Source organism: Amycolatopsis sp. NPDC006131, assembly GCF_040614175.1.
Classification (GTDB): Bacteria; Actinomycetota; Actinomycetes; order Mycobacteriales; family Pseudonocardiaceae; genus Amycolatopsis_E; species Amycolatopsis_E tucumanensis.
On record NZ_JBEXTX010000077.1, the window covers coordinates 19,786 to 39,903 of the forward strand.

A 20,118-nucleotide genomic window follows, 5' to 3' on the forward strand; every position below is an offset into this window, starting at 1 on the left:
CCTGGATCTGCCGGTCACCGTGTGCCCGCGCGCACTTCGTCGGTTTCGGTGTCGTGGGATGGGCGCACTGCCCACGCGGTCAGAATCGCTCCGACGAGTGCGAGCACGCCCAGTCCGATGACGACGACGTGCAGTGCGTCGGCGAACGCCTGTCCGGTGGTCACCGGCACCGGCCTGCCTTGCACCGCGGCGACCGCTTCCGTGGCCGAGGTGCGGGCGGCGGTGACCGAGATGAGCACCGCGGCGGTGGCCGCCACCGAGAGCGACTCGCCGGTGATCCGCATCGTGTTGAACATTCCCGCCGCCGATCCGGCCTTGTCCACGGGGACCGTGCTGACAGCGGCGTTGTCCATCACCGAGAAGGCCATCCCGACGCCGACGCCGAAGAGCAGGAGGGGCAGTGCGGAAACCCACGTCGGGGTGCCGCGCTCCAGCACGACCAGCCCGAAGCTTCCGGCGGCGATCAGGACCGGGCCGGCGACCAGCAAGGTCCGCATCGACCAACGGGACGTCAGCCATCGGGCCGCCAACGGCACCAGCAGCACCGGGACCTCCAGCGGTGTCAGCTCGACCGCGGCTCGCCACGGGCTGGCGCCGCCGCTCTGCAGGAACACGGGCAGGAAGACGTTCAGCGCGGCCAATCCGAACGTCACCGAGAAGGGCAGGCACATCAGCGCGGTGAACGCGGGACGGCGGAACAGGCGGACGTCGAACATCGGATGGCTGCTGCGGAGCTCGACCAGGACGAACGCGCCGAGCAGAAGGAGCGTCGCCGCGAACGCCAGCAGAGCCCACCCGTTCGACCACCCGGCCTCACCGGCCTGGATGAACCCGAGGGACAACACGAGCAGCGCGCCGCCGAAGCAGGCCATGCCCGGCAGGTCCGGGCGCGGCGCGGACGGGTCGCTGGACGCTTGTGTGTACCGGGAAGCGACGAAGGCGATGGCGGCGCCGAGTGCGATCACCACGAAGATCGACCGCCACCCCAGTGGAGCGAGTGCGCCGGCGACCAGGGGGCCGGCGGCGGTGCCGCCACCGAAACTGGCCCCGAGCAACCCGAACACGCGAACTCGCCGCGGTCCGGAGGTGGCGTGCGCGAGCACGGCCGAGCCCGCGGAGACCGTGGCGCCGGCAGCCAGGCCCTGGACACCTCGTAGCACGTCGATGACCAGGATGTCGGACGAGACCGCGATCAGCGCCATCGCCAGGCCGAACGTCGCGATGCCGGCGCGCAGCACGAGCCGCCGCCCGAAGCGGTCCGCCAGGCTACCGGTGGCGAGCACGGTCGCGGCGAAGATCGCGTTGTAGGAGTTCTGCACCCACTGGGTGCCTGCTGAAGAAGCGTTCAGGTCGGCCGCCATGTCGGGCAGGACGATCGCCGGTCCCGTCACGGCGAACGGCAGGAAGAAGGAAGCGAGAAGGACGGCGCCGATCGACGCCCGGGTCGCAGCCGCCGAGATCGTCGACGCGCGGGGATCTGAATCCATGCTTCCAGCGTCGGAGATCCGGGAGCGTCTATTCAGGACCGGTATGTGCCACGGGTCGCCCGACCAGGGTGCCGGCGTGCCTGGGTACTCGCATGACCACCCAATGCCGGCCTCTCGATGGCAGACTGGCGAAATGACCGCGAGCACGCCTGGCGACTGGAAGTCCGAGCTGGGGGAGTTCCTGCAAGCTCGACGGGCCGCCGTGTCGCCGGCCTCGGCCGGGCTGCCGGACACCGGCCGACGCCGGGTGCCGGGGTTGCGCCGCGAGGAGCTGGCCGCTCTCGTCGGCGTGTCGACGGACTACTACGTGCGGCTCGAGCAGGGCCGCGGTGGCCGCCCCACGGAATCCCTGCTCGATGCCATCGCCCGTGTTCTGCTGCTCGACGAAACGCAGCGCGCCCACCTGTACGACCTGGCACGTCCCCGGCCCCGGCCCTCCCGGCGCGCGGTCAAGGACCGCATGCCCGACTTGACGCGCCAGTTCCTGGAGACCCTCACCGTGCCGGCGCTCGTCATGACCCGCACGATGCAGGTGATCGGCTGGAACCCGCTCGCGTGCGCCGTCTTCACCGACTACGCGGCCCTGCCCGAGGCCGAGCGGAACTCGGCGTGGCTGCTGTTCCTGGACGAAGAGATCGCGGCCCGGCACCGCGATTGGGAGGCGTCGGCACGCGGCACCGTCGGCATCCTGAGGAAGACCGCGGGCGAAGACCCTGGCAACCCTCGCCTGGCCGCGCTGGTCGGCGAACTGGCTGTCCGAAGCGAGACGTTCCGGCGTCTCTGGGCCGAGCACCACGTCTTCGAGAAGACCACCGGGGTCAACCTCCTGCGGCATCCCGACGTCGGTGACATCGACCTGTCCTACGTCGCCTGGACGACGCCCGGTGCGCCGGACCAGATGCTGGTCACCTACATGGCCGAGCCAGGATCGAAATCCGCGGAGGCCCTGCGCATCCTCGGGTCGATGGCTGCCTCGGACCAAGTGGCCGGCGGCGCGGTCCGCACTCGACGACCGGTGCGCCCGGAGATCGAAACTCGCGAATAGCGCCGCCTGCCACCTGGGATGTCAGCGCAGCGACCGGTTGCGGGTGTTCTCGCCGAACCGGCCGATGACCACCGCCGTGGCCAGGGAAAACAGCGCCGTGGTCAGGAAGACGCCGACGAACCCCGACACGCCGTAGATCGCCGCGACGAGCGCGGCGCCGCCGACGCCCGCCAGCCGCCCCGCCCCGTTGGACAGGCCGGCGCCGAATCCGCGGAGCGTGGTGGGGAAGACCTCCGGGAGGTAGGCGTAGATCGTGACCGCGTTCGACTGCAGGAACATCGTGATGAGGAATCCGACGACGATGGTGGGCCAGAGCGCGTCGGCGAAGGCGAAGACGGCCATCAGGGCGGCGATCGTCACGGAGGTGGTGGCGAGGACGTGGCGGCGCTGCCAGCGGTCGGTCACCAGCATGCCGACGAGCGCGCCGAACGGCGGTGCGATGGAGAGGATGGTGGTGATGGTCAGCGCGGTGTCGGTCGAGTGGCCGCGCTCGACGAGCAGGGTCGGCACCCAGGAGTTGAACCCGTAGAACGCGACGATGCCGAACATCAGCGTCAGCGCCGTGACGATGGTGATGCGGCGCTGGGACCCGGTGAAGAGCTCCGCCATCTTGCCGCGCGCGGGCGGCGCCGACGGAGCGGTGAGCACTGGCGGTGGCAGCTCGCCGGAGTAGTGCGCTTCCAGGCCGGACACGATGCGGGAGGCCTTCTCTTCGCGGCCGCCGGCGATCAGCCAGCGAACGGACTCCGGCAGCAGGAACATGCCGAGGATGGCGGGGATGAGGCCCACCGCGCCGACGACGAACACCCAGCGCCAGGCCTGCGGGTCGAGCGGGATGATCAGCTTGGCGGCGACAGCGGCGAACGGCACCCCCAGCAGACCCACCCCCAGCACGGCCGCTTGGCTGCGCCCGCGGACCCTGGTGGGGTACATCTCCGCCACGTAGACGGTGAGCACACCGACGACAGCCTGGATCCCGAGGCCGGACAGGCCACGGAACAGGCTCAGGACCACGAAGTTCGGGGCGAGCCCGCACAGGATGGAGGCGACGGAGTAGAACAGCGTCCCGGCGATGATGATCCGCTTCCGGCCGAACCTGTCGGCCAGCCGGCCCCCAAGGAGGGCCCCGGCGAACGAACCCAGGAGCGACAACGACGTCAGGTTGCCGATCTGGGAGATCGACAGTCCCCAGTCCTGCCGCATCGCCGGGGCGGCGTAGGCGAGCACGCTGTTGTCGACGGTGTCGCCGAAGGACAGGAGACCGAGCAGCGGCAGCCATCTCCAGTGCGGCCGGGTCATCCGGGGGAGCCGGTCGAACCGGGCGATGAGGTCCGCTCCGCGGTTTCCGGGTGTCACAGGGGCGGTGGGAACGTCCACGAGAATCCTCCTCGTTGAGGAATGGGGACCGGCTGGCCGGGCGACGGTGGCACCGCCGGTTTCGGAGGTGGCTCGGCGGGGCTCAGACGGCCAGGTCGAGCAAGGGGACGAACTGCTGTCCGCCGTGCATGTCGCGGTCGTCGCGGGCGCCCTGCGTGGTGGGGCGCGGGAACGAGACCTTGACGACGTGCAGGTCGGGGACGGCGAAGACGAGCACGGTCGCGGGGTCGACGTCGTAGGTCGTGCCGAGCACCGCGCGGTCGGTGAGGCCGGAGGCCACCGCCCGGTCGAAGGAAGCCCGATCGGGCAGGAAGACGTCGACGGTCAGCCAGAACGGGCCGGCGTTCTTCGAACGGACGTGTGTCGCGATGTCCCGGAGCCGGGTCACGGTCCCACCTCCGAGTGAACGGTGCGGAACAGGTCTCGCTCGTCGGCCACGTCGACCGCGTGCTGCAGCACGAACTCGAAGGACTCGCCCCGCGCGGTCTCCGCGGGGGAGCCGACGAACGCGAACGTCGGGAAGGGACTGTCGTCGTCGAGCGGGAGGTGCAGCATCATCGGGTTGGCGAACTTCGCCAGGTCGTCGGCCGTGGCCTGGTCCGGGGCGGTCACGGTGAGCAGGATGCCGACCTCGCGGGGCGGGGTGCCTCGTTCGGGCTCGGCCGCACCCAGCACGGCGTCGTGGCCGAAACGGCGCAGCGAATAGTCGTATTCCCCGGGAGCCAGTCCGAAGGTCGAGGGCACGTGCTTGTCGAGGTAGGCGATCAGTCGCCGGCACCAGTCGTCGAGCCTGCCGAGGATCTCCGGGTCGCGGATCCCGGTGATCAGCTGAGCCTGGAACCCCGTCGAGGCGGCGCCTTCCAGCTTGATGGTCGGCTGCTCGGCCGGTTCGAACCGGGAGCCTTCGACCCGCACCCGGCGCTCGTCGAGCGCGGTGTAAACGGCGTCGCTCGTGTTCAGCGTGCCGGCGGGCTCGCGGAGCCGGAAGGGGTCGGCGTTCTCGTACAGCATGTGTGCGGCGACGCTGCGCGTGGTGCACCGGGCGTGCACCGCGAGCGGCTCCACGGTGAAGCCGGTGTCGTCGACGGTCACCAGGACGCCGCCCGCCCTCGGGTTTTCGGTGCAGAGACCGCCGCATTCGGCGATCTTCGCCGCGTGCCACGCGGGGCCCGGGGGCAGCCCGCGCAGCAATGGCAGCACCGCCGCCAGTGCCGTGTCGGTGGAGCGGCCGGCGAGGACGATCTCCGCGCCGTCGCGGAGCGCGTCGGCGAGCGGTTCGTGTCCCATCAGCCCGACGATGTGCCGGCACCGGGCCACGGTCTCCGGCCGCAGGGGCTCGGCCGTGCCGAGCGGGTGCACCCGGCCCTGGGCGAGCAGGTCGGCGATGCGAGCGGGGTCCTGTTCGCTGTAGACCCGGGCGATTCGCCGGCTGATCCCCAGGTCGGCGCAGATCCCCTGGACGATTTCGTGGACCCACTCGACGCCCGCGTCGCATCCCGAGGTGCCGCAGGATCCGACGACGAGGGGGATGTCCGCCTCGTGCGCCGCGGGCACGAGCACCCGCAGGTCTCGTTCGACGGCGGCGCGGGCGGTCTTGGCCGTCGCGGTCCCCAGGTAGTGGGGGCCGGAGTCGGTCGAACCGCCGTCGACGGCGATGATGTCGGCGCCGAGTTCGATGCCGCGGGTCACGGTCTCGGGCGGGAAGCCGCCGCCCAGCATGCCCACCGGGAACAGCACCCGGATCGGGTCGGTCATGGTGTCACTTTCGCGTTGGTGGGACGGTGGACTTCGGCGAGCCGCATGAGCTCGCGCACGGTGGTGCCGCTGTCGGGGAACCGCATCACCGCCTCGCTCAGCGCGGTCACCCGGTCCGCGGGCAGCACCCGCCTGGCGCAGTCCGTGAACTTCTGGCGGAGCAGGGACGGGTCGACCGGCGCGTTGCTGCCGGAGCCGTGCGGACCGCGGGTTGCGGTGAGCACGGTCCCGTCGGACTGTTCGGTTCGGACGGTCGCGGTGAACGAGTTCGCCGGTCCACCGGGAGCGGCCGGCTTCACTCGAACCCGGCTCATCAGCGCGAGGGTGGCGGGGTCGTGGTGGGCGTTGCCGTCGAAGTCCGTCAACGCGACGGTTCCGGCGAGCAGAGCCCGGCACGTCACGTACTGCAGGCTGAACTTTCCCGACAGGGCTTCGGTCAGCACCGGGCGGTCGGTGTGCGGCATGCGATTCGGATCCACGGTGATCTCGACGGCTTCGACGCGGCCCGCGTCGAAGCCCGGTGAGCGGCGGATTTCCCGGGCCGCCTCGATCGCGCCGTGGGTGCTGTGGCAGCAGGCGTAGAGCTTGATCGGATTGTGCTCGGAGCAGACCAGCGGCGGCCCGGACAGCCCGGCGACGATCCGCTCGGAGTCGAACCCGCCGGGTCCGTTGTAGACGGTGAGGAAGCCTTGCCGGTGGTCGAGCGCGCCGGGGTTGGCCGTGCAGCCCGCCGCCGCGAGCTTGGCGGCGAGGATCCCGTTGCGGACGGCCTGTCCGACGTGCAGCGGCTTGGTCATCGTGCCGAAGTTCGCCTTGACGCCCGCCGAGTGGGACACCGCGACCGCCATCGCGATCGCGGTGTGCTCCGTGGACAGCCGGAGCAGCCGCGCGGCCGCCGCCGCGATTCCGATGACGCCGATGGTCGAGGTCGGGTGCCAGCCGCGTTGGTAGTGCGCCGGGTTCAGCCCGTACGCCAGCCGGATCATCACCTCGTAGCCGGCTGCGTAGGCGACTGCGATGTCCGGCACGGACGCGTCGGTCTCCTCGCCGAGGGCGAGGAGCGCGGGCACGAGCATCGCCGAGGGGTGCCCGCCCATGGCCGAGTTGCCGTCGTCGAAGTCCAGAGCGTGCGCGGCGACACCGTTGAGGAGCCCGGCCTCCAGGGCGGGGACGCGCTCGGCGGTGCCGAGCACGAGGCTTCCGTTCTCGCTCGCGGCGATTCCGGCGGCGGTGCGGATCGCGGCGATCCCAGGGAATCCGGAGCCGGCGAGGGCGACGCCCAGCGTGTCGGTGAACGCCGTGCGGACGAGCTGCCGGGCGTGGTCGTCGAGGTCCTCGATCCGGTACGCGCTGATCCGCTCGGCCAGCGCGGGCAGGATCGCGACGGCGGCTTCGGTGGACGTCGTCTCGGGGTCGGTCGGCATGCTCAGGGCTTCTCGGCCTTGGTGACGAAGACGGGATTGTCGACGCGCGCGGGGAATCCGCCGCGCGGGACGCCGGGCCGGACGTCGCCGTAGAACTCCTTCATGCCCTCGCTCAGGGGTCGTGAGTTCGCGGGCGCCAGCCACAACCGCAGCAGGTGCCGCTTGCGGTCCTCGTCTTCCCAGTCGTCGAACTCGGTCCGCGCGTGGTAGACCACGTGGTTGTTGAGGAACTGGAAGTCGCCGGGCTCGAACATCATCGAGGTGTGGAATCGCGGGTCGTCGTTGAGCGAGATCAGCAGGTTCATCGCCTCGGTCTGCGCGTCGGTCAGCGGCGGCACGTCGTCGAACTCCTGCGCCGACCAGATGTGCGGCGCGACCCAGCGCGAGGAGAAGCGGCCGTCTTCGATGCTGAAGATCGGCTGCCGGTAGTACGGTTTCTGGCCGGGCTGCTCGGAGCCCTTCCAGGAGTGGTAGAAGGGCTGCTGCAGCACCTCGAACAGATCGGGGCGGGTGCGGGCGATCTCGTCGGCGACGGCGACCGAGCTGCAGAACAGGCTCCGCCCGCCGCTCTTGGCCGTCCGCAGCACGAACAGTGCGACGACGTCGGCGCTGTCGGTGTGGAAGCCCAGGCCTTCGCGCGACATGTACCCCCGGCCGGTCTGGGTGATGGCGGACTGGCCGAAGTCCCGGACGTCACCGAGCACGTCGCCCTTGAAGCTCTGCGAGCGCGCGGAGCCCATGTGCAGGCCGATGCCCCAGAAGATCAGCCGCAGCTCGTCCTTGGTGAACCGCTCGACGGGCAGGCCCCGGAGCACGAACAGGCCGAGGTCGTTCTCCAGCCGATCGAGGGTGAGGGCCAGCGCGTCGTTGAAGATGTCGAGGGGGAACGTCTCCTTGGTCAGCGTCTCGATCGTGGCCCCGGCGGCCTTCGACGCGGCGAGCGCGTTCTCGATGTCCTTGATGTCCGCCGGAGTGAGCCGGTAGATCCACCGGCTCTGGTCCTCCAGGTCGGCGGGCAACCAGGCCAGGTCCTTGCTCAGCGGTGAGTAGGTCACAGGCGCTCTCCTTGCTCTACGATATCTGCAACATGCTATAGCAAATAGAAGACGAGCCGGTGCTTGTTGTCAAGAGGCGAATCAGTCGAGGTCGGCGCTGAGCAGCAGACGCCGGGACGACTCGAGCTGCTCGCGCGTCAGCTGTTCGACGCGATCGGCGTCCCGGGCGCGGAGGGCGTCGACGATTTCGCGATGGATCTGCAGGCGGGTCATCCGCTCCTCGGCGGACCACTGCTCGATCAGGCGGATGCGGCGTGCTCGCCCGAACACGCCGGCGCTCGACGCCAGGGAGTCGAGGAAGGCGTTGGCCGCGACCCGGCGGAGCACGGCGTCGAAGCGGTCGGCGGCCTGCTGGGCGGCTTCGGGGTCGGCCACGGACCGGCTCAGTTCGTCGACGATCTTGGCCAGCTCGTCCACCTGGTCGTCGGTGATCTTCTGCGCGGCGAACCGGGCGAGCGCGCCGCGCAACAACGATTCGGCGTAGAGCAGCTCCCGGATCGTCTCCGCCGAGTGGTTGGCAACGGCGAGCGAGCGCGCCGAGTGGCGTTCGATCAGGTGTTCCTGCTCGAGCCGGCGCAGCGCCTCCCGGACCGGGGTGGGGCTCACGCCGAGCATGAAGGCCAGATTGCGTTCGGTGAGCTTCTGACCGGGGGTGAGGGCTCCGCTGGCGATGCTCTCGCGGATCTGCTGGTACGCCTGCTCAGCGAGGGACTCGTGCCGCTCGAGGGACGACAGGGGGTTCCCGGCCGAGTCGGTCACGGTACAGCTCCTCGCGGTCCGGCGCCGCGATCGTCGAGCGGCGCGAGTTCAGCCACATGCTATAGCCAACGTGCAGTAGCGGGCCCCGACCGCCTGCACGCTCGGTTGCGAAGACCCCTTTGACCAACGATGCTATTTGCTATAGCGTCCGGCCGGGAGTCCGCTGCCCAGGCCTGGAGGTCCGGATGACGCGCGCCGTCGAGCATCGCTACTTCTACGTCGGCGGCAGGTACTGCCGCAGCGCGGGCAAGACCTCACGGGTCGACCAGGCCTACGTCCACCACCTCGCGCCGCTGGATGGCCGCGCCGCCTACCCGATCGTGATGATCCACGGAGGAGGGTTGACGGGTCTGTGCTGGGAGTCCACTCCGGACGGACGTGCCGGCTGGGCGGACTTCTTCGCTCGGCGCGGGTTCCCCACCTACGTCATGGACCAGCCCGCGCGCGGACGTTCGGCGTGGTCCCCCGAAGAGCACGGGGACCTGATACACCCGGAAGCCGGACGAATCGAACGGCACTTCACGGCGATCGCCGACTTCAACCTGTGGGAGCGGGCGAAGCTGCACACCAGGTGGCCCGGCAGCGGCCGCGTGGGGGACCCTGTGTTCGACCAGTTCTTCTCGTCCATGGTGCCGTTCGTCCGCGACCGTCACCTGTCGGAGCGCTTGGCCACTGCCGCCGGAACTGCGCTGCTGGACGAAATCGGTCCGGCCATCCTGATGACTCATTCCCAGTCGGGGCCGCATGGCTGGCACATTGCCGACGCGCGCCCGGATCTGGTGAAGGCCATCATCGCGATCGAGCCCGGCGGCCCGCCGTTCATGCGCCACGAAGAGGTGGGCCCCCCGGAGGTCCGCATCGAGGTCGGGGTGGACAAGCCGTGGGGGATCGCGGCGACACCGCTCGTCTACGAGCCGCCCGTGGTCGGGCGAGCGGGTCTGCCGTACGTTCGCGAGGAAGAGGCCGACGCTCCGAACCTCGTGCCCGCCTACGTGCAGGCAGACCCTCCTCGACGCCTGCCGAACCTGGCGAACATCCCGGTCGCGGTGGTGACCTCGGAGGCCGGCTACCACGCCGCCTACGACCACTCCACGGTGAAGTTCCTCAGAAGCGCGGGAGTCGAGACCGACCACATCCGGCTGGAAGAGGCCGGAGTGCACGGCAACGGGCACATGCTCATGATCGAGCAGAACAGCGACGAGATCGCGGAACTCCTCCGAGCATGGCTGGACGATTGCGGACTTGCCGGCCCCGGTGCGTCAGATTGACCAAGACAGGGCCTGGAGATCGGGCCACGTCGTCACAGCACGCCTTCCGCGGCGGCTTGGTGAACGCTGCGAATGACCGGCCGGAAGCCGAGTTCCCGCGCGAGAGTTCCGTCGACGTGCCCCTTCCACGGGTTCTGCAACGGCTCGGCGGACTCGGTGTACTCGGCGCCGACGATGCGTGCGATCTCGTAGACCGTCGTGGGGGCATCGTCGGAGAGGTTGACGACGCGGCCGTCCATCGCGCCGGTCAGCGCGAGCAGTATCGCGGTGGCGATGTCGCGGTGGTGGATGAGGCTCATGGTCGCCGCGGGGTGCCAGCCCCATGAGCCGAGCAGCTGTGGCGCGGACTGCAGGTGGCCGTCGGCGTCGCCGTAGACGAAGGCGAATCGCAGGACGCTCCACGTCAGTCCGCTTTCGCGCAGGAGGCGTTCCGCGACGATCTTGGTCGCCGGGTAGGGCTGCGTCGCGTTCGCCGGATCCTCTTCGCGGGCCGGCCGCGACAGGTCCTCGTCGTAGACGAGGTTGGTGCTGGCCATGATGACGCGCGCTTCGGGAGCGTGGATCAGCACGGCCTCGATGAGGTTCTTCGTGCCGGTGACGTTCACCTGCTCGATCAGCGCGGGTTCGGGAGTGCGCAGGACCGCGGCGAGGTGGATGACCGCGGAGACGCCTTCGACCGCTTCGGGTAGCGTCGCCGGTTCGAGCAGATCGCCCTCGACGGGTGTCACGCCCGCCGGGAGTTCCTTGCCCGCGCGGACGAGCGCACGGCACTCGATGCCGGCGTCGACGAGACGGCGGAGCAGGCGGGTGCCGACGAGGCCGGTTCCGCCGGTGACGAGAACGGTCATGATTCGCTTCCCTTCGGAAAGAGACTGGTGAGCCTGCCGGTCGCCTCGCGCAGTACGCGGACGGTCGTCTCGAGGTCGCGTTGCGGGACGCCGTCGAACGCTGTCTGGAGGATCAGCGCGATCGGATCGGGCAACTCACGCCAGAGGGCGGCGCCGGCGGGGGTGGCGGTCAGCACCTTCTGGCGCTGATCGGCGGGATCAGGCTCCTGCTCGACCAGACCCTTGCGGACAAGGGCGGCCACGACGCCCGTGAGTGTCGCGCGCTCGATCCGGAGCATGCGCCCGAGGTCGCGTTGCGAGGTCGGACCCACGGTCATGAGCTGGTGCATGACGTACCACTGCGTGGGCCCGAGATCGAACGGGCGAAGAACCGACTCCATCACCACCCGGCTCGCGAGGTAGTACTTCTTCGCCCACGCGCCCGCGGACTGGTGCTCGGGATCCGCCTGTTTGTTAGCCACCTAACAAAGATAGCTAGGTGCCTAACAAAGTGTCAAGCGCCGTTGCTTCTCGGCTTCGCGCGTCCTGTTCAGGCGGTGAACGCCGGAGGTCCTGGGCGACCACGGAAATCCTCCACATCGCTTGAAAACTCCGACGCACCACTCGCACGTGAACCCGCTGTCGCGGTGGCAGGGATGTCCGACGCGGCGGGAGCGACCTTCCCGCGCCGCTCCGGATGCCGGCGATGCGCTCCCGGTGCGGCCCTCCGATCACCCAGCACGCTCGACCGACCTCTGTGACCCACGCGAATGCGAACGGACGTGGGGACGACATACGCGGGCCAGTATGGTCCGCTGCCGCGCGGCTACGGCTGGGCGTACAGGCGCGTGACAGTGTCGACCAGCTCCGCCAAGCCACTGAGCCGATTGTCGCGCCACCAGGCGAGCCGGACGGGGATCCGGGGGCCGTCCTTGATGGGCCGGTAGGTCACCCCCGGCCGCGGGTGGTGGTGCGCGGTCGCCTCGGACGTGGTGCCCACACCACGGCCGGCGGCGATGGCGTCCAGCCAGGTGTCGACGTCACTGGACTCGATGAACTGCGGCGCGTGGTCGGCGCCGCTCCACAACCGCGCGCTCGTGGTCCCCACGCGGGGGTCGATGATCACAGTGCGTTCGGCGATCTCGGCCATGCTCAGCATCCGGCGTCGTGACCACCGCGGGTCGTCGGACGCGAACGCGACCAGCCGGCGTTCCAGACCCACCACCACGGAGTCGAACCGCTTCTCGTCGACCTGCTTGCGCACGATCGCGACATCGCAGAGGCCTTCGGCCAGCCCCGCGGTCGGCGAGTTGTGCCGGACCAGCTCCAGCTCGACCGACTCGTGCCGCTCAGCCCAGATCCGCTGCAGCTGCGCGGTGTGCCGTCCGAGAGCTGCCCATGCGTACCCGAGCCGCAGGACGTGGTGGCGGGAGGCCAGGAACCCGGTGAACCGATCGGCCTCGGCAAGCACCTTCCGCGCCTGTGGCAGCACCTGCAGCCCGGTGCTGGTCAGTTCGCACCCCCGCGGCACCCGCCACAGCAACTTGTCTCCGACGGTCTTCTCCAGCCCGGCGATCGTCCGGGAGACCGCGGCCTGCGAAACGTGCAGTCGCGCCGCCGCCTCGGTGAACGACACGGTTTCGGCCACGGTGACGAAGAACCGCAGCTCACGCAGACTCCAATCCATAACACGAGCGTATGGCAAGTCCGAAAGTCGCATTAGGTCATGCCGGGCGGTGCTCTTAACGTGGCGGTATGAGCACCCTCCAGAAACCCGGACGCGCTCGCCCCGCGGCCGGCGGGCTCTCCGCTGCCACAGCGACCCGGAGCCAGCGCGGCGCCGGTATCGCGCTGATGCTCACCAGCTCGGTCTCCAACCAGACCGGCGCGGCCCTGGGCGCGATGGCGTTCCCGGCCATCGGCCCCGTCGGCGTGGTCGCGGTTCGGCAGTTCGTGACGGCGCTCGTCCTGACGCCGATCGTGCGCCCGCGTTTCCGCGGCCTGCGCGCCCAGCAGTGGCGGCCGATCCTGGGCCTGGTGGTCGTGTTCAGCGTGATGAACCTCAGTCTGTACGCCGCGGTCGACCGCATCGGGCTCGGCCTGTCCGTCACCCTCGAATTCCTCGGCCCGCTCACCGTCGCCGTCGCGAGCTCACGACGGGCATCCGACTTCGCCTGCGCCCTCGTCGCCGGAACCGGCGTGGTCGTCCTGACCGCCCCGAGCCCGAGCACCGACGTCATCGGCATCGCACTGGCCCTGCTCGCGGCGGCAGCCTGGGGTTCCTACGTGCTCCTCAACCGCACGCTCGGACAACAGCTTCCCGGCCTGCAGGGCACCGCGGTGGCGAGCGCCGTCACGGCGGCGGCGTGGGTTCCGGTCGCGGCGGTCTGGTTCACCTTCCACACTCCCGGCACCCCGGCGGTGCTGCTCGCCATCGCCTGTGGCCTGCTGTCCTCGATCGTGCCCTACGTCACCGACCTGCTCGCCCTGCGCCGGATACCCGCTCAGGTCTTCGGCACGTTCACCAGCATCAACCCGGTCTGGGCCGCGTTGGCGGGGTGGCTCCTGTTGCACCAGGCGCTCAAGCTCAACGAGTGGATCGGCATCGGCTTGATCATCGGCAGCAACGCGGTGGTCACCGCGCGGATGTCCCGCGGCCGGAACGGTCCCTCATGAAGCGTTCCCCCGGTCGCGAAGCCGGCCCGGACCGTGCCGAGTCCGGAGATCCGGGCGGTGAAGACGTCGCCGGGGGAGGCGGCAACCATCGGGCCCAGCGCGCCGGTGAGGACGATGTCGCCGGCGCGCAGGGGCTCGCCGCGGCGGGCCAGCGTGGCGGCGAGCCAGGCGGCCGCGTTGAGGGGATCGCCCAGGCAGTCGCGGCCGGTGCCCTGGGAGACGAGTTCGGTGCCGCGGTGGAGCCGCATTTCGACGTCGGCCGGTTCGACGTCTCCGAGTGCCTCCCGGGTGTCGCCGAGGACGAACAGGCCGGAGGAGGCGTTGTCGGCGACGGTGTCGACGATGCTGATGTCCCAGCCGGCGATCCGGCTGTCGACGATCTCCAGGGCCGGGGCGAGGAACGCGGTGGCCGCGCGGACGTCGGCGACCGAGCAGGCGGGGCCGGGCAGGTCGGCCCCGAGGATCAGGGCGATCTCCGCCTCCACCTTGGGCTGCAGCAGTCTGCCTGCCGGAACGGTCCCGTCGTGGCCGAGCGCCATGTCGGAGAACAGCGCGCCGAAGTCCGGCTGGTCGACACCCAGCTGACGTTGCACGGCGGGCGAGGTCAAGCCGATCTTGCGCCCGGCCAGGCGGTGTCCGGCCGCGAGCCGCCGCTCGGTGTGCAGGCGCTGGACTTCGTAGGCGGCGTCGATGTCGCCTTCGGCGAACAGGTCGCGGACCGGCGGGCACGGGACGCCGGTGCGGGCAGCGGTGGCCAGCACCTCGGCGGCCTTGTGGACGTGGGCATTCATGCGAAATACCTCCGAACGGCTGGGCCGGTTGACCGGTTATGCCTCGGTGACGGCGTCGCCGGTGCACACGGAGTGCACCGCGGTGCCGAGCGCTTGGCGGTGCAGGGCGTCGAGCCGCTCCAGGACCGTCGCCGAACCTGTGGCCAAGGCGAGCTGGACCGTGCACGGGACGCGCGAGCCGCGCACCTCCTCCGTGGCCTTCAGCTGACCGAGCAGATCCGTGGTCAGCCGGTCCAGCCGCGTGCGGATCTGTCCCAGGTCGGGGCGGGTGGTGGGGGCCTCGTCCGGGTGGGCCGTCCAACGGGAGAACAGTCCGCTCTGCACCACCTTGCTCGCCGTGATCTGGTCCCGGAAGAAGGCCGCCGCCGACTCCGGGTCCAGGCCGAGCGTGCCGGCCTGCTGCCGCACCTGGTCGAGCACTTGCTGTTCACGGGCGGGGTCGTCGATCGGCGAGTCCGTGCCGAACTTGGCCGCCGCCACGTCGTCGCTCACCCGGAGGCGTTCGACGACGAGGTCGGTCAGCGCGCCGAGCCTGCCGAGCGCCTTGTGGGACGCTAGAGCGCCGTTCACGGGCGTGCTCGCGGCGGTGGCCGGGGCAACGGTCACCGACATCGCGCCGGCCACCGTCAGGGCGGTGACCGCGACGCCACGAGCCACCCTGCTGTGCTTGCTCACTTGCTTGCCTCACTTCTCCGGATGGGATCGGACAGGTAGGCGACCTTCGTCAGTCGCTCGGATGCTTCCCACAGTCGCCGCTGCAAGTCGGCGTCGTGGGCCAGTTCGGTGGCGGTGACCAGCTCGGGATGGCCGGTGCGCCCGCGCGGGCCGTAGTAGTCGCCACCCTGCGCCCGCGGGTCTGTAGCGGCCCGCAGCGGCCCCAGCGCTCCCTTCGCCGCGCTCTGGGACACCAGGAGCGCGAGCGGGTTCACCCGGGGATCGAGCGCGGCCCGGACCGCCCAGTGCATGTCACGTCCGCCGTCGGTCCGCGCGAGGCCCGGGTGTCCGGCCACCGCGATGGTGGGCGCGCCGGCGGCTCGGAGGCGACGGTCCAGCTCGTGGCTGAAGAGCAGATTGGCCAGTTTCGCGCGGTAGTAGGCCGGCATGAACCGGTAGGCGGCGCCCGGCTCGGGATCGAGGTCGGCCGGGTCGATCGTGCCCTGCCGGTGCCCGTTGCTGCCGACGGTCACCACCCTGGATCCGGGCGTGCCGGTCAGCAGGTCCAGGACCAGACCGGTGAACGCGAACGGGCCGAGGTGGTTGACGGCGATGGTCGACTCGAAGCCGTCCTCGGTGACCGAGTACCGCACGCGGAAGCCGCCTGCGTTGTTCACGAGCAGGTCGAAGCCGTCGTACTCGTCGTGCAGCCGCCGGGCGGCGGCGCGGACCGACTTGAGCGAGGCGAGGTCCAGCGGAAGGGTGCGGACCACGGCGCCGGGCGCGCCGGCCCGGATCCGCTCGGCCGCCGCAGCCGCCTTGCCCGGGTCGCGGCAGGCCAGCACGACGGAGGCGCCGCGCCGGGCGAGCGCCCCGGCGATCGCGAAACCCAGCCCGGTGTTGGCGCCCGTGACCACAGTGTCCGCCCGTGCTGCTCGGGGATGTCGTCGGCGGACCAGCGTTTCCGTGTCACGAGTGCGCCTTTCGCCTGGAACGAGGCCGTGGTTCGGCCCACCTGCTGTTCAACGGTCTTCCCCCGGTCCGCGCGCTGTATGTAGCGCTCACTCTAGCGCACGCTGACGAGGAAAGGTAGAACGTTCGGTCTTGACTTGTGGCTGTGAACGCCTCATAGTGAGACAAGATAGAACGTTCGGTATCGCGGTTCGGCCGTGAGCGAGAAAGGACCTCTCCCATGACGAAGCCCTTGTACGTCGGCATCGCCACCTCGACCGGCGACGGCCGCGCGGGAGGACGGGCGAGGACCGACGACGGCCTGCTCGAGCTCTCCCTGGCGATCCCCAAGGAGATGGGCGGCCCCGGCGGCGCGACCAACCCGGAGCAGCTGTTCGCGGCGGGATGGGCCTCGTGCTTCCACTCGGCGCTCAAGGCCGTCGCGGCACAGCGGAAGGTCAGGATCACCGACTCCGCCGTCGTCGCCGAGGTTCAGGTGCATTCGACGCCGGAAGGCGGGTTCAGCCTCAGCGCGGCGCTGCACGCCGAACTGTCCGGTGTGGACCAGGACACGGCGGACCAGCTCGTCGAAGGCGCCCACGCGATTTGCCCGTACTCGAACGCGACCCGCGGCAACATCCCCGTGACCGTCGACGCGACCGTCGGCTGACGTGGTGACCGGGCCGGTCTGGTACCGCCGGCCCGGCGCCCGCCCGCGCGCCCGGTGGGGGAGTGACACCGTCGCGGACCTATCATGAGGGCATGGCGAGGGATTCCAGCTCCGCTCGGACGGCTGCCGGGCTGAGCAGCCGCGAGGTGATCCTTGACGCGGCTCGCGCCCTCGTCAGGGAAAAGGGCTACGACGGCATGGCGATCTCGGACCTGAGCGCGCAGTCCGGTCTTCCGCCGAGCTCGATCTACTATCACTTCGGCAGCAAGCTCGGCGTGCTGGCGGCGCTGCTGGAGCGGACCTTCGACGAGCTGCACGCGCTGTTCCCCGATCCGTCTTCGTTCGACCACCTGGCGCCGTTGGAGCGCCTGGAAGCCTGGTTCTCCGCCGCGTGCAGTTCACTCGACCGGCGGCCGGATTACCTCCAGTTGCTGGTCGCCATCAGCATCGGGCCGCAGAAGGACGCCGAGGCGGTTCAGGCGACCGTCCGGCGCATCCGCGACTACGCCCACGCTTCCTGGGTTCAAGCGCTCACCCCGATCTTCGCGCCCCACGGTGGCAAGAACAACGAAGCCCTGGTGCAGCAGCTGGCCGTTCTCGGTCGCGCCTTGACCGACGGCTTGTCGGTGACCAACAGCTTCGACGGCGTGAGCTACAGCTCGCAGGTGGCCCCCTTCGTCTCCCTGGTCCGCGGCCTGGCGGAACGGCAGGCCGCGGCGAAGCGGAAGCGCTGACGCCGGCCGCCGTCGCGGTTGGCGATCGCAATCCGCTCGACCTTGATAACGCTGCCGTCCGTTGTATAGTGAGCGCTACATACAACGGATAGGGTGGCACAGTGACGAGCACTCTGGATGTCGGTGACGCGCACCTGGCCTACACCGAGGCCGGTTCGGGCAGCCCGGTCGTGTGGCTGCACGGCTCAGGGCCGGGCGCCACCGGAATGAGCAACTTCGGCGGGAACCTGCCCGCCTTCTCCGACTACCGGAACATCGTGGTCGATCTGCCGGGCTGGGGAGAGTCCCCGCGGCCGGAGACGGACGAGCCGCTGATCTTCCACGCCGCCGACCGGGTGTGCCGCGCGATGACGGCGCTCGGGATCGAGCGGGCCCACCTGGTCGGCAACTCCTACGGTGGCGCCGTGGCCATGCGAATCGCGATGCGCTACCCGGATCGCGTGGACCGGCTCGTCCTGATGGCCCCGGGCGGGGTCCTCCCGCCGGACGCGCCGCCCTGGCCCGCCGGGCTCGCACGCCTCTTCGGTTACATGGCAGCGGACAAGCCGTCGCGCGAGGCCATGGCCGAGTTCGTGCGGCTCATGGTCCACGACGAGTCACTGGCGACCGAGGCGCTCATCGACGAGCGCTACGAGTCCAGCCTCCGGGCCCACCCCGAGTTGCCCATCCCCCCGAACTTCGGGGACCTGACGCCCGACCTGGGTCTCATCACCGCCCCCACGCTGCTGGTGTGGGGCCGGGAAGACCAGACCGTGCCCCTGGCCTGGGCGCCCAAGATCCTCGCCGGCATCCCGAACGCGGAGCTGCGGGTGCTGCCGAACTGCCGTCACTGGGTCCAGTACGAGCGCGCACCCGAGTTCAACCACATCGTCCGCGAGTTTCTGCAGGGTGGCGCGGCCGCCGCGCCGGAGGGATGACACAGTGGGAATCAGGAAACTGGGGTACGTCGGTCTCGAGGTCGCCGACCTCGACGCGTGGACCGACCTGCTCGGGCGCACGCTGGGCGTCGGTGTCACCCACGCGAAGTCCGGCACGGACGAGGTCGCCCTCGCCGAACTCGACGAGTTCAAGTACCGCCTCGCGCTCTACCGGTCCACTCAGGACCGTCCCCGTGAGCTGGGCTGGATCGTGGACTCGCCGTGGGAGCTGGACCGGCTCACCGAGCGGCTGACCGGCGCCGGATTCACCGTCGCGGACGGATCGGCGGAAGAACAGGAACTGCGTGGTGCCACGCAGCTGCGCTGGTTCACCGACCCGGTCGGCTACCGCGTGGAGCTGGCGGTCGGGGAAGCCAAGGTGCGCCTGGGCGCCGACCGCCCCGCCGGCGGGGCCGGCATCACCGGTCTGGGGCACTTCGTGCTGGCCAGCCCCAACCTCGGCGAACTGCGCGAGCTCTACGAGTCGGTGCTCGAGTTCAAGCTGACCGACTACCGCGCGCCCGGCCTGTTCTTCTTCCGCTGCAACCGGACGCACCACAGCATCGCTCTCGCGCACGCGGACACCACCTCGATCCACCACCTCGAGTTCGAGCACGGCTCCATCGACGACGTCGGGCGGGCCTACGACCGGGCCAAGGCCAACGACGTGCCGATCTCGATCAGCCTGGGCAGGCACATGAACGACAAGGCGATCTCGTTCTACGTCCGGAACCCGAGCGGGTTCCACCTGGAGATCGGCTGCGGTGGCATCGAAGTCGGCGACGACTGGATCCCGCACGATTTCGGGCGTTCGGACGAGTGGGGTCACCACCACGCCGACGCGAATCCCTTCGCTTCACCGAGGTCGTGACGATGTCCGATCGATCCGGATCCGATCTGTCCGGCCGGCGCGCGGTGGTCACCGGCGCGGCGAGCGGGATCGGCGCGGCGGTGGCGACCCGGCTCGCCGGGCTCGGCGTCCACGTCGTCGTCTGCGACATCGACGCCGGGGGAGCGGCGCGGACGGCCGAGCGGATCGGTGGCGAGGCGCTGGCGATCGACCTGAGCCGCACCGACGAACTGGCCGGTGTGGAGTTCGATGCCGACATCCTGGTGAACAACGCCGGAATCCAGCACGTCGCGCCCGTCGAACGGTTCGAACCCGACCGCTTCGCGTTCATGCTGCGGCTGATGCTCGAGGCTCCGTTCCTGCTGACCCGTGCCGTCCTGCCGGGAATGTACGAGCGCGGCTGGGGGCGGATCATCCACCTGTCCAGCGTTCACGGCCTGCGGGCGAGCGCCTACAAGTCCGCCTACGTCAGCGCCAAGCACGGCTTGCTGGGCCTGTCCAAGGTCATCGCGCTGGAAGGCGCGGCCAAGGGCGTCACCAGCAACTGCGTCTGCCCTGGCTACGTGCGCACGCCGCTGGTGGAGAACCAGTTGGCGGACCAGGCGGCGGCGCACGGACTGAGCACCGACGAGGTGCTGTCGGAGGTCCTGCTGGCGAAGTCGGCCGTGAAGCGCCTGATCGAACCCGGCGAGGTCGCCGGAGCGGTCGCGTACCTGTGCTCACCCGAGGCCTCGGCCGTGACCGGCACCGAACTGATCCTCGACGGGGGTTGGAGCGCGGCCTGACCCGTCTCCGGAGGGGTTGTCGCCCGCGGGCCGCCGAAGCCCATGAACGACAGGCGAGCCTCCTCGTCGCCGGAGATCACCTCGGCCTCCACG

General features: G+C 70.3%; 20 protein-coding genes and 1 pseudogene. 8 read left to right on the forward strand and 13 right to left on the reverse strand.

Annotation, left to right across the window (positions count from 1 at the left end; all coding sequences use genetic code 11):
• Positions 1-14: 14 nt before the first annotated feature.
• The gene (locus ABZ215_RS30570; RefSeq protein ID WP_354953527.1) at positions 15-1,487 is read right to left on the reverse strand and encodes an MFS transporter; all 1,473 of its coding nucleotides are present in this window, start codon (positions 1,485-1,487) and stop codon (positions 15-17) included.
• A gap of 133 nt (positions 1,488-1,620) precedes the next feature.
• Here ABZ215_RS30570 and ABZ215_RS30575 point away from each other — a divergent pair, with 133 nt between their 5' ends.
• Positions 1,621-2,532: a helix-turn-helix transcriptional regulator gene (locus ABZ215_RS30575; RefSeq protein ID WP_354953529.1), complete on the forward strand. Its 912-nt coding sequence runs from the start codon at positions 1,621-1,623 to the stop codon at positions 2,530-2,532.
• A 21-nt stretch (positions 2,533-2,553) separates the two neighbouring features.
• On the opposite strand, the gene ABZ215_RS30580 is transcribed toward ABZ215_RS30575, so the two are convergent.
• From ABZ215_RS30580 to ABZ215_RS30605, 6 genes are all read right to left on the reverse strand, one after another.
• Complete coding sequence (locus ABZ215_RS30580) at positions 2,554-3,909, reverse strand: MFS transporter (protein ID WP_354953531.1); 1,356 nt, start codon at positions 3,907-3,909, stop codon at positions 2,554-2,556.
• 82 nt (positions 3,910-3,991) lie between these two features.
• Positions 3,992-4,297 (reverse strand): DUF4387 domain-containing protein, encoded by a 306-nt coding sequence (locus tag ABZ215_RS30585; RefSeq protein ID WP_354953533.1) that lies wholly within the window; start codon positions 4,295-4,297, stop codon positions 3,992-3,994.
• A complete protein-coding gene (locus ABZ215_RS30590; RefSeq protein ID WP_354953535.1) occupies positions 4,294-5,664 on the reverse strand; it encodes an acyclic terpene utilization AtuA family protein in 1,371 nt (456 codons plus the stop codon). Before ABZ215_RS30590 ends, ABZ215_RS30585 begins: the two co-directional genes overlap by 4 nt.
• A complete protein-coding gene (locus tag ABZ215_RS30595; protein WP_354953537.1) occupies positions 5,661-7,088 on the reverse strand; it encodes an MmgE/PrpD family protein in 1,428 nt (475 codons plus the stop codon). The genes ABZ215_RS30590 and ABZ215_RS30595 overlap by 4 nt, the downstream gene beginning before the upstream one ends.
• A 2-nt stretch (positions 7,089-7,090) precedes the next feature.
• Positions 7,091-8,143 (reverse strand): TauD/TfdA family dioxygenase, encoded by a 1,053-nt coding sequence (locus ABZ215_RS30600; protein WP_354953539.1) that lies wholly within the window; start codon positions 8,141-8,143, stop codon positions 7,091-7,093.
• Positions 8,144-8,224: 81 nt separating this feature from the next.
• A complete protein-coding gene (locus ABZ215_RS30605; RefSeq protein ID WP_354712293.1) occupies positions 8,225-8,902 on the reverse strand; it encodes a GntR family transcriptional regulator in 678 nt (225 codons plus the stop codon).
• 185 nt (positions 8,903-9,087) lie between these two features.
• Here ABZ215_RS30605 and ABZ215_RS30610 point away from each other — a divergent pair, with 185 nt between their 5' ends.
• Positions 9,088-10,170, forward strand: coding sequence for an alpha/beta hydrolase (locus ABZ215_RS30610; protein ID WP_354953541.1), 1,083 nt, complete (start codon positions 9,088-9,090; stop codon positions 10,168-10,170).
• 32 nt (positions 10,171-10,202) lie between these two features.
• Here ABZ215_RS30610 and ABZ215_RS30615 read toward each other — a convergent pair whose 3' ends face one another.
• The 3 genes from ABZ215_RS30615 to ABZ215_RS30625 all read right to left on the reverse strand — a co-directional run bounded on the left by ABZ215_RS30615 (position 10,203) and on the right by ABZ215_RS30625 (position 12,684).
• Complete coding sequence (locus tag ABZ215_RS30615) at positions 10,203-11,018, reverse strand: NAD(P)-dependent oxidoreductase (protein WP_354953543.1); 816 nt, start codon at positions 11,016-11,018, stop codon at positions 10,203-10,205.
• Complete coding sequence (locus tag ABZ215_RS30620; RefSeq protein WP_354953545.1) at positions 11,015-11,479, reverse strand: MarR family transcriptional regulator; 465 nt, start codon at positions 11,477-11,479, stop codon at positions 11,015-11,017. The genes ABZ215_RS30615 and ABZ215_RS30620 overlap by 4 nt, the downstream gene beginning before the upstream one ends.
• A gap of 344 nt (positions 11,480-11,823) precedes the next feature.
• Entirely contained in the window at positions 11,824-12,684 is an 861-nt protein-coding gene (locus tag ABZ215_RS30625) for a LysR family transcriptional regulator (RefSeq protein ID WP_354953547.1), read from the reverse strand.
• A gap of 68 nt (positions 12,685-12,752) precedes the next feature.
• Between ABZ215_RS30625 and ABZ215_RS30630 the strand changes: the two genes are divergently transcribed.
• Positions 12,753-13,673: an EamA family transporter gene (locus ABZ215_RS30630; RefSeq protein WP_354953549.1), complete on the forward strand. Its 921-nt coding sequence runs from the start codon at positions 12,753-12,755 to the stop codon at positions 13,671-13,673.
• A 35-nt stretch (positions 13,674-13,708) separates the two neighbouring features.
• Here ABZ215_RS30630 and ABZ215_RS30635 read toward each other — a convergent pair.
• The 3 genes and pseudogenes from ABZ215_RS30635 to ABZ215_RS30645 all read right to left on the reverse strand — a co-directional run.
• Positions 13,709-14,464: pseudogene (locus ABZ215_RS30635) on the reverse strand (fumarylacetoacetate hydrolase family protein); the annotation flags it as partial.
• A gap of 36 nt (positions 14,465-14,500) precedes the next feature.
• Positions 14,501-15,139 (reverse strand): chorismate mutase, encoded by a 639-nt coding sequence (locus ABZ215_RS30640; protein WP_020417266.1) that lies wholly within the window; start codon positions 15,137-15,139, stop codon positions 14,501-14,503.
• Positions 15,136-16,035 (reverse strand): oxidoreductase, encoded by a 900-nt coding sequence (locus ABZ215_RS30645; protein ID WP_020417265.1) that lies wholly within the window; start codon positions 16,033-16,035, stop codon positions 15,136-15,138. Before ABZ215_RS30645 ends, ABZ215_RS30640 begins: the two co-directional genes overlap by 4 nt.
• Before the next feature lie 275 nt (positions 16,036-16,310).
• Here ABZ215_RS30645 and ABZ215_RS30650 point away from each other — a divergent pair, with 275 nt between their 5' ends.
• The 5 genes from ABZ215_RS30650 (at position 16,311) to ABZ215_RS30670 (ending at position 20,025) form a co-directional block, all read left to right on the forward strand.
• Positions 16,311-16,739: an organic hydroperoxide resistance protein gene (locus tag ABZ215_RS30650; protein WP_020417264.1), complete on the forward strand. Its 429-nt coding sequence runs from the start codon at positions 16,311-16,313 to the stop codon at positions 16,737-16,739.
• Positions 16,740-16,801: 62 nt separating this feature from the next.
• Positions 16,802-17,473 (forward strand): TetR/AcrR family transcriptional regulator, encoded by a 672-nt coding sequence (locus ABZ215_RS30655; protein WP_202961405.1) that lies wholly within the window; start codon positions 16,802-16,804, stop codon positions 17,471-17,473.
• Positions 17,474-17,574: 101 nt separating this feature from the next.
• Positions 17,575-18,390: an alpha/beta fold hydrolase gene (locus tag ABZ215_RS30660; protein WP_020417262.1), complete on the forward strand. Its 816-nt coding sequence runs from the start codon at positions 17,575-17,577 to the stop codon at positions 18,388-18,390.
• Positions 18,391-18,394: 4 nt separating this feature from the next.
• Entirely contained in the window at positions 18,395-19,261 is an 867-nt protein-coding gene (locus ABZ215_RS30665; RefSeq protein ID WP_020417261.1) for a VOC family protein, read from the forward strand.
• 2 nt (positions 19,262-19,263) lie between these two features.
• The gene (locus tag ABZ215_RS30670; protein WP_039791305.1) at positions 19,264-20,025 is read left to right on the forward strand and encodes a 3-hydroxybutyrate dehydrogenase; all 762 of its coding nucleotides are present in this window, start codon (positions 19,264-19,266) and stop codon (positions 20,023-20,025) included.
• Positions 20,026-20,118 lie beyond the last annotated feature (93 nt).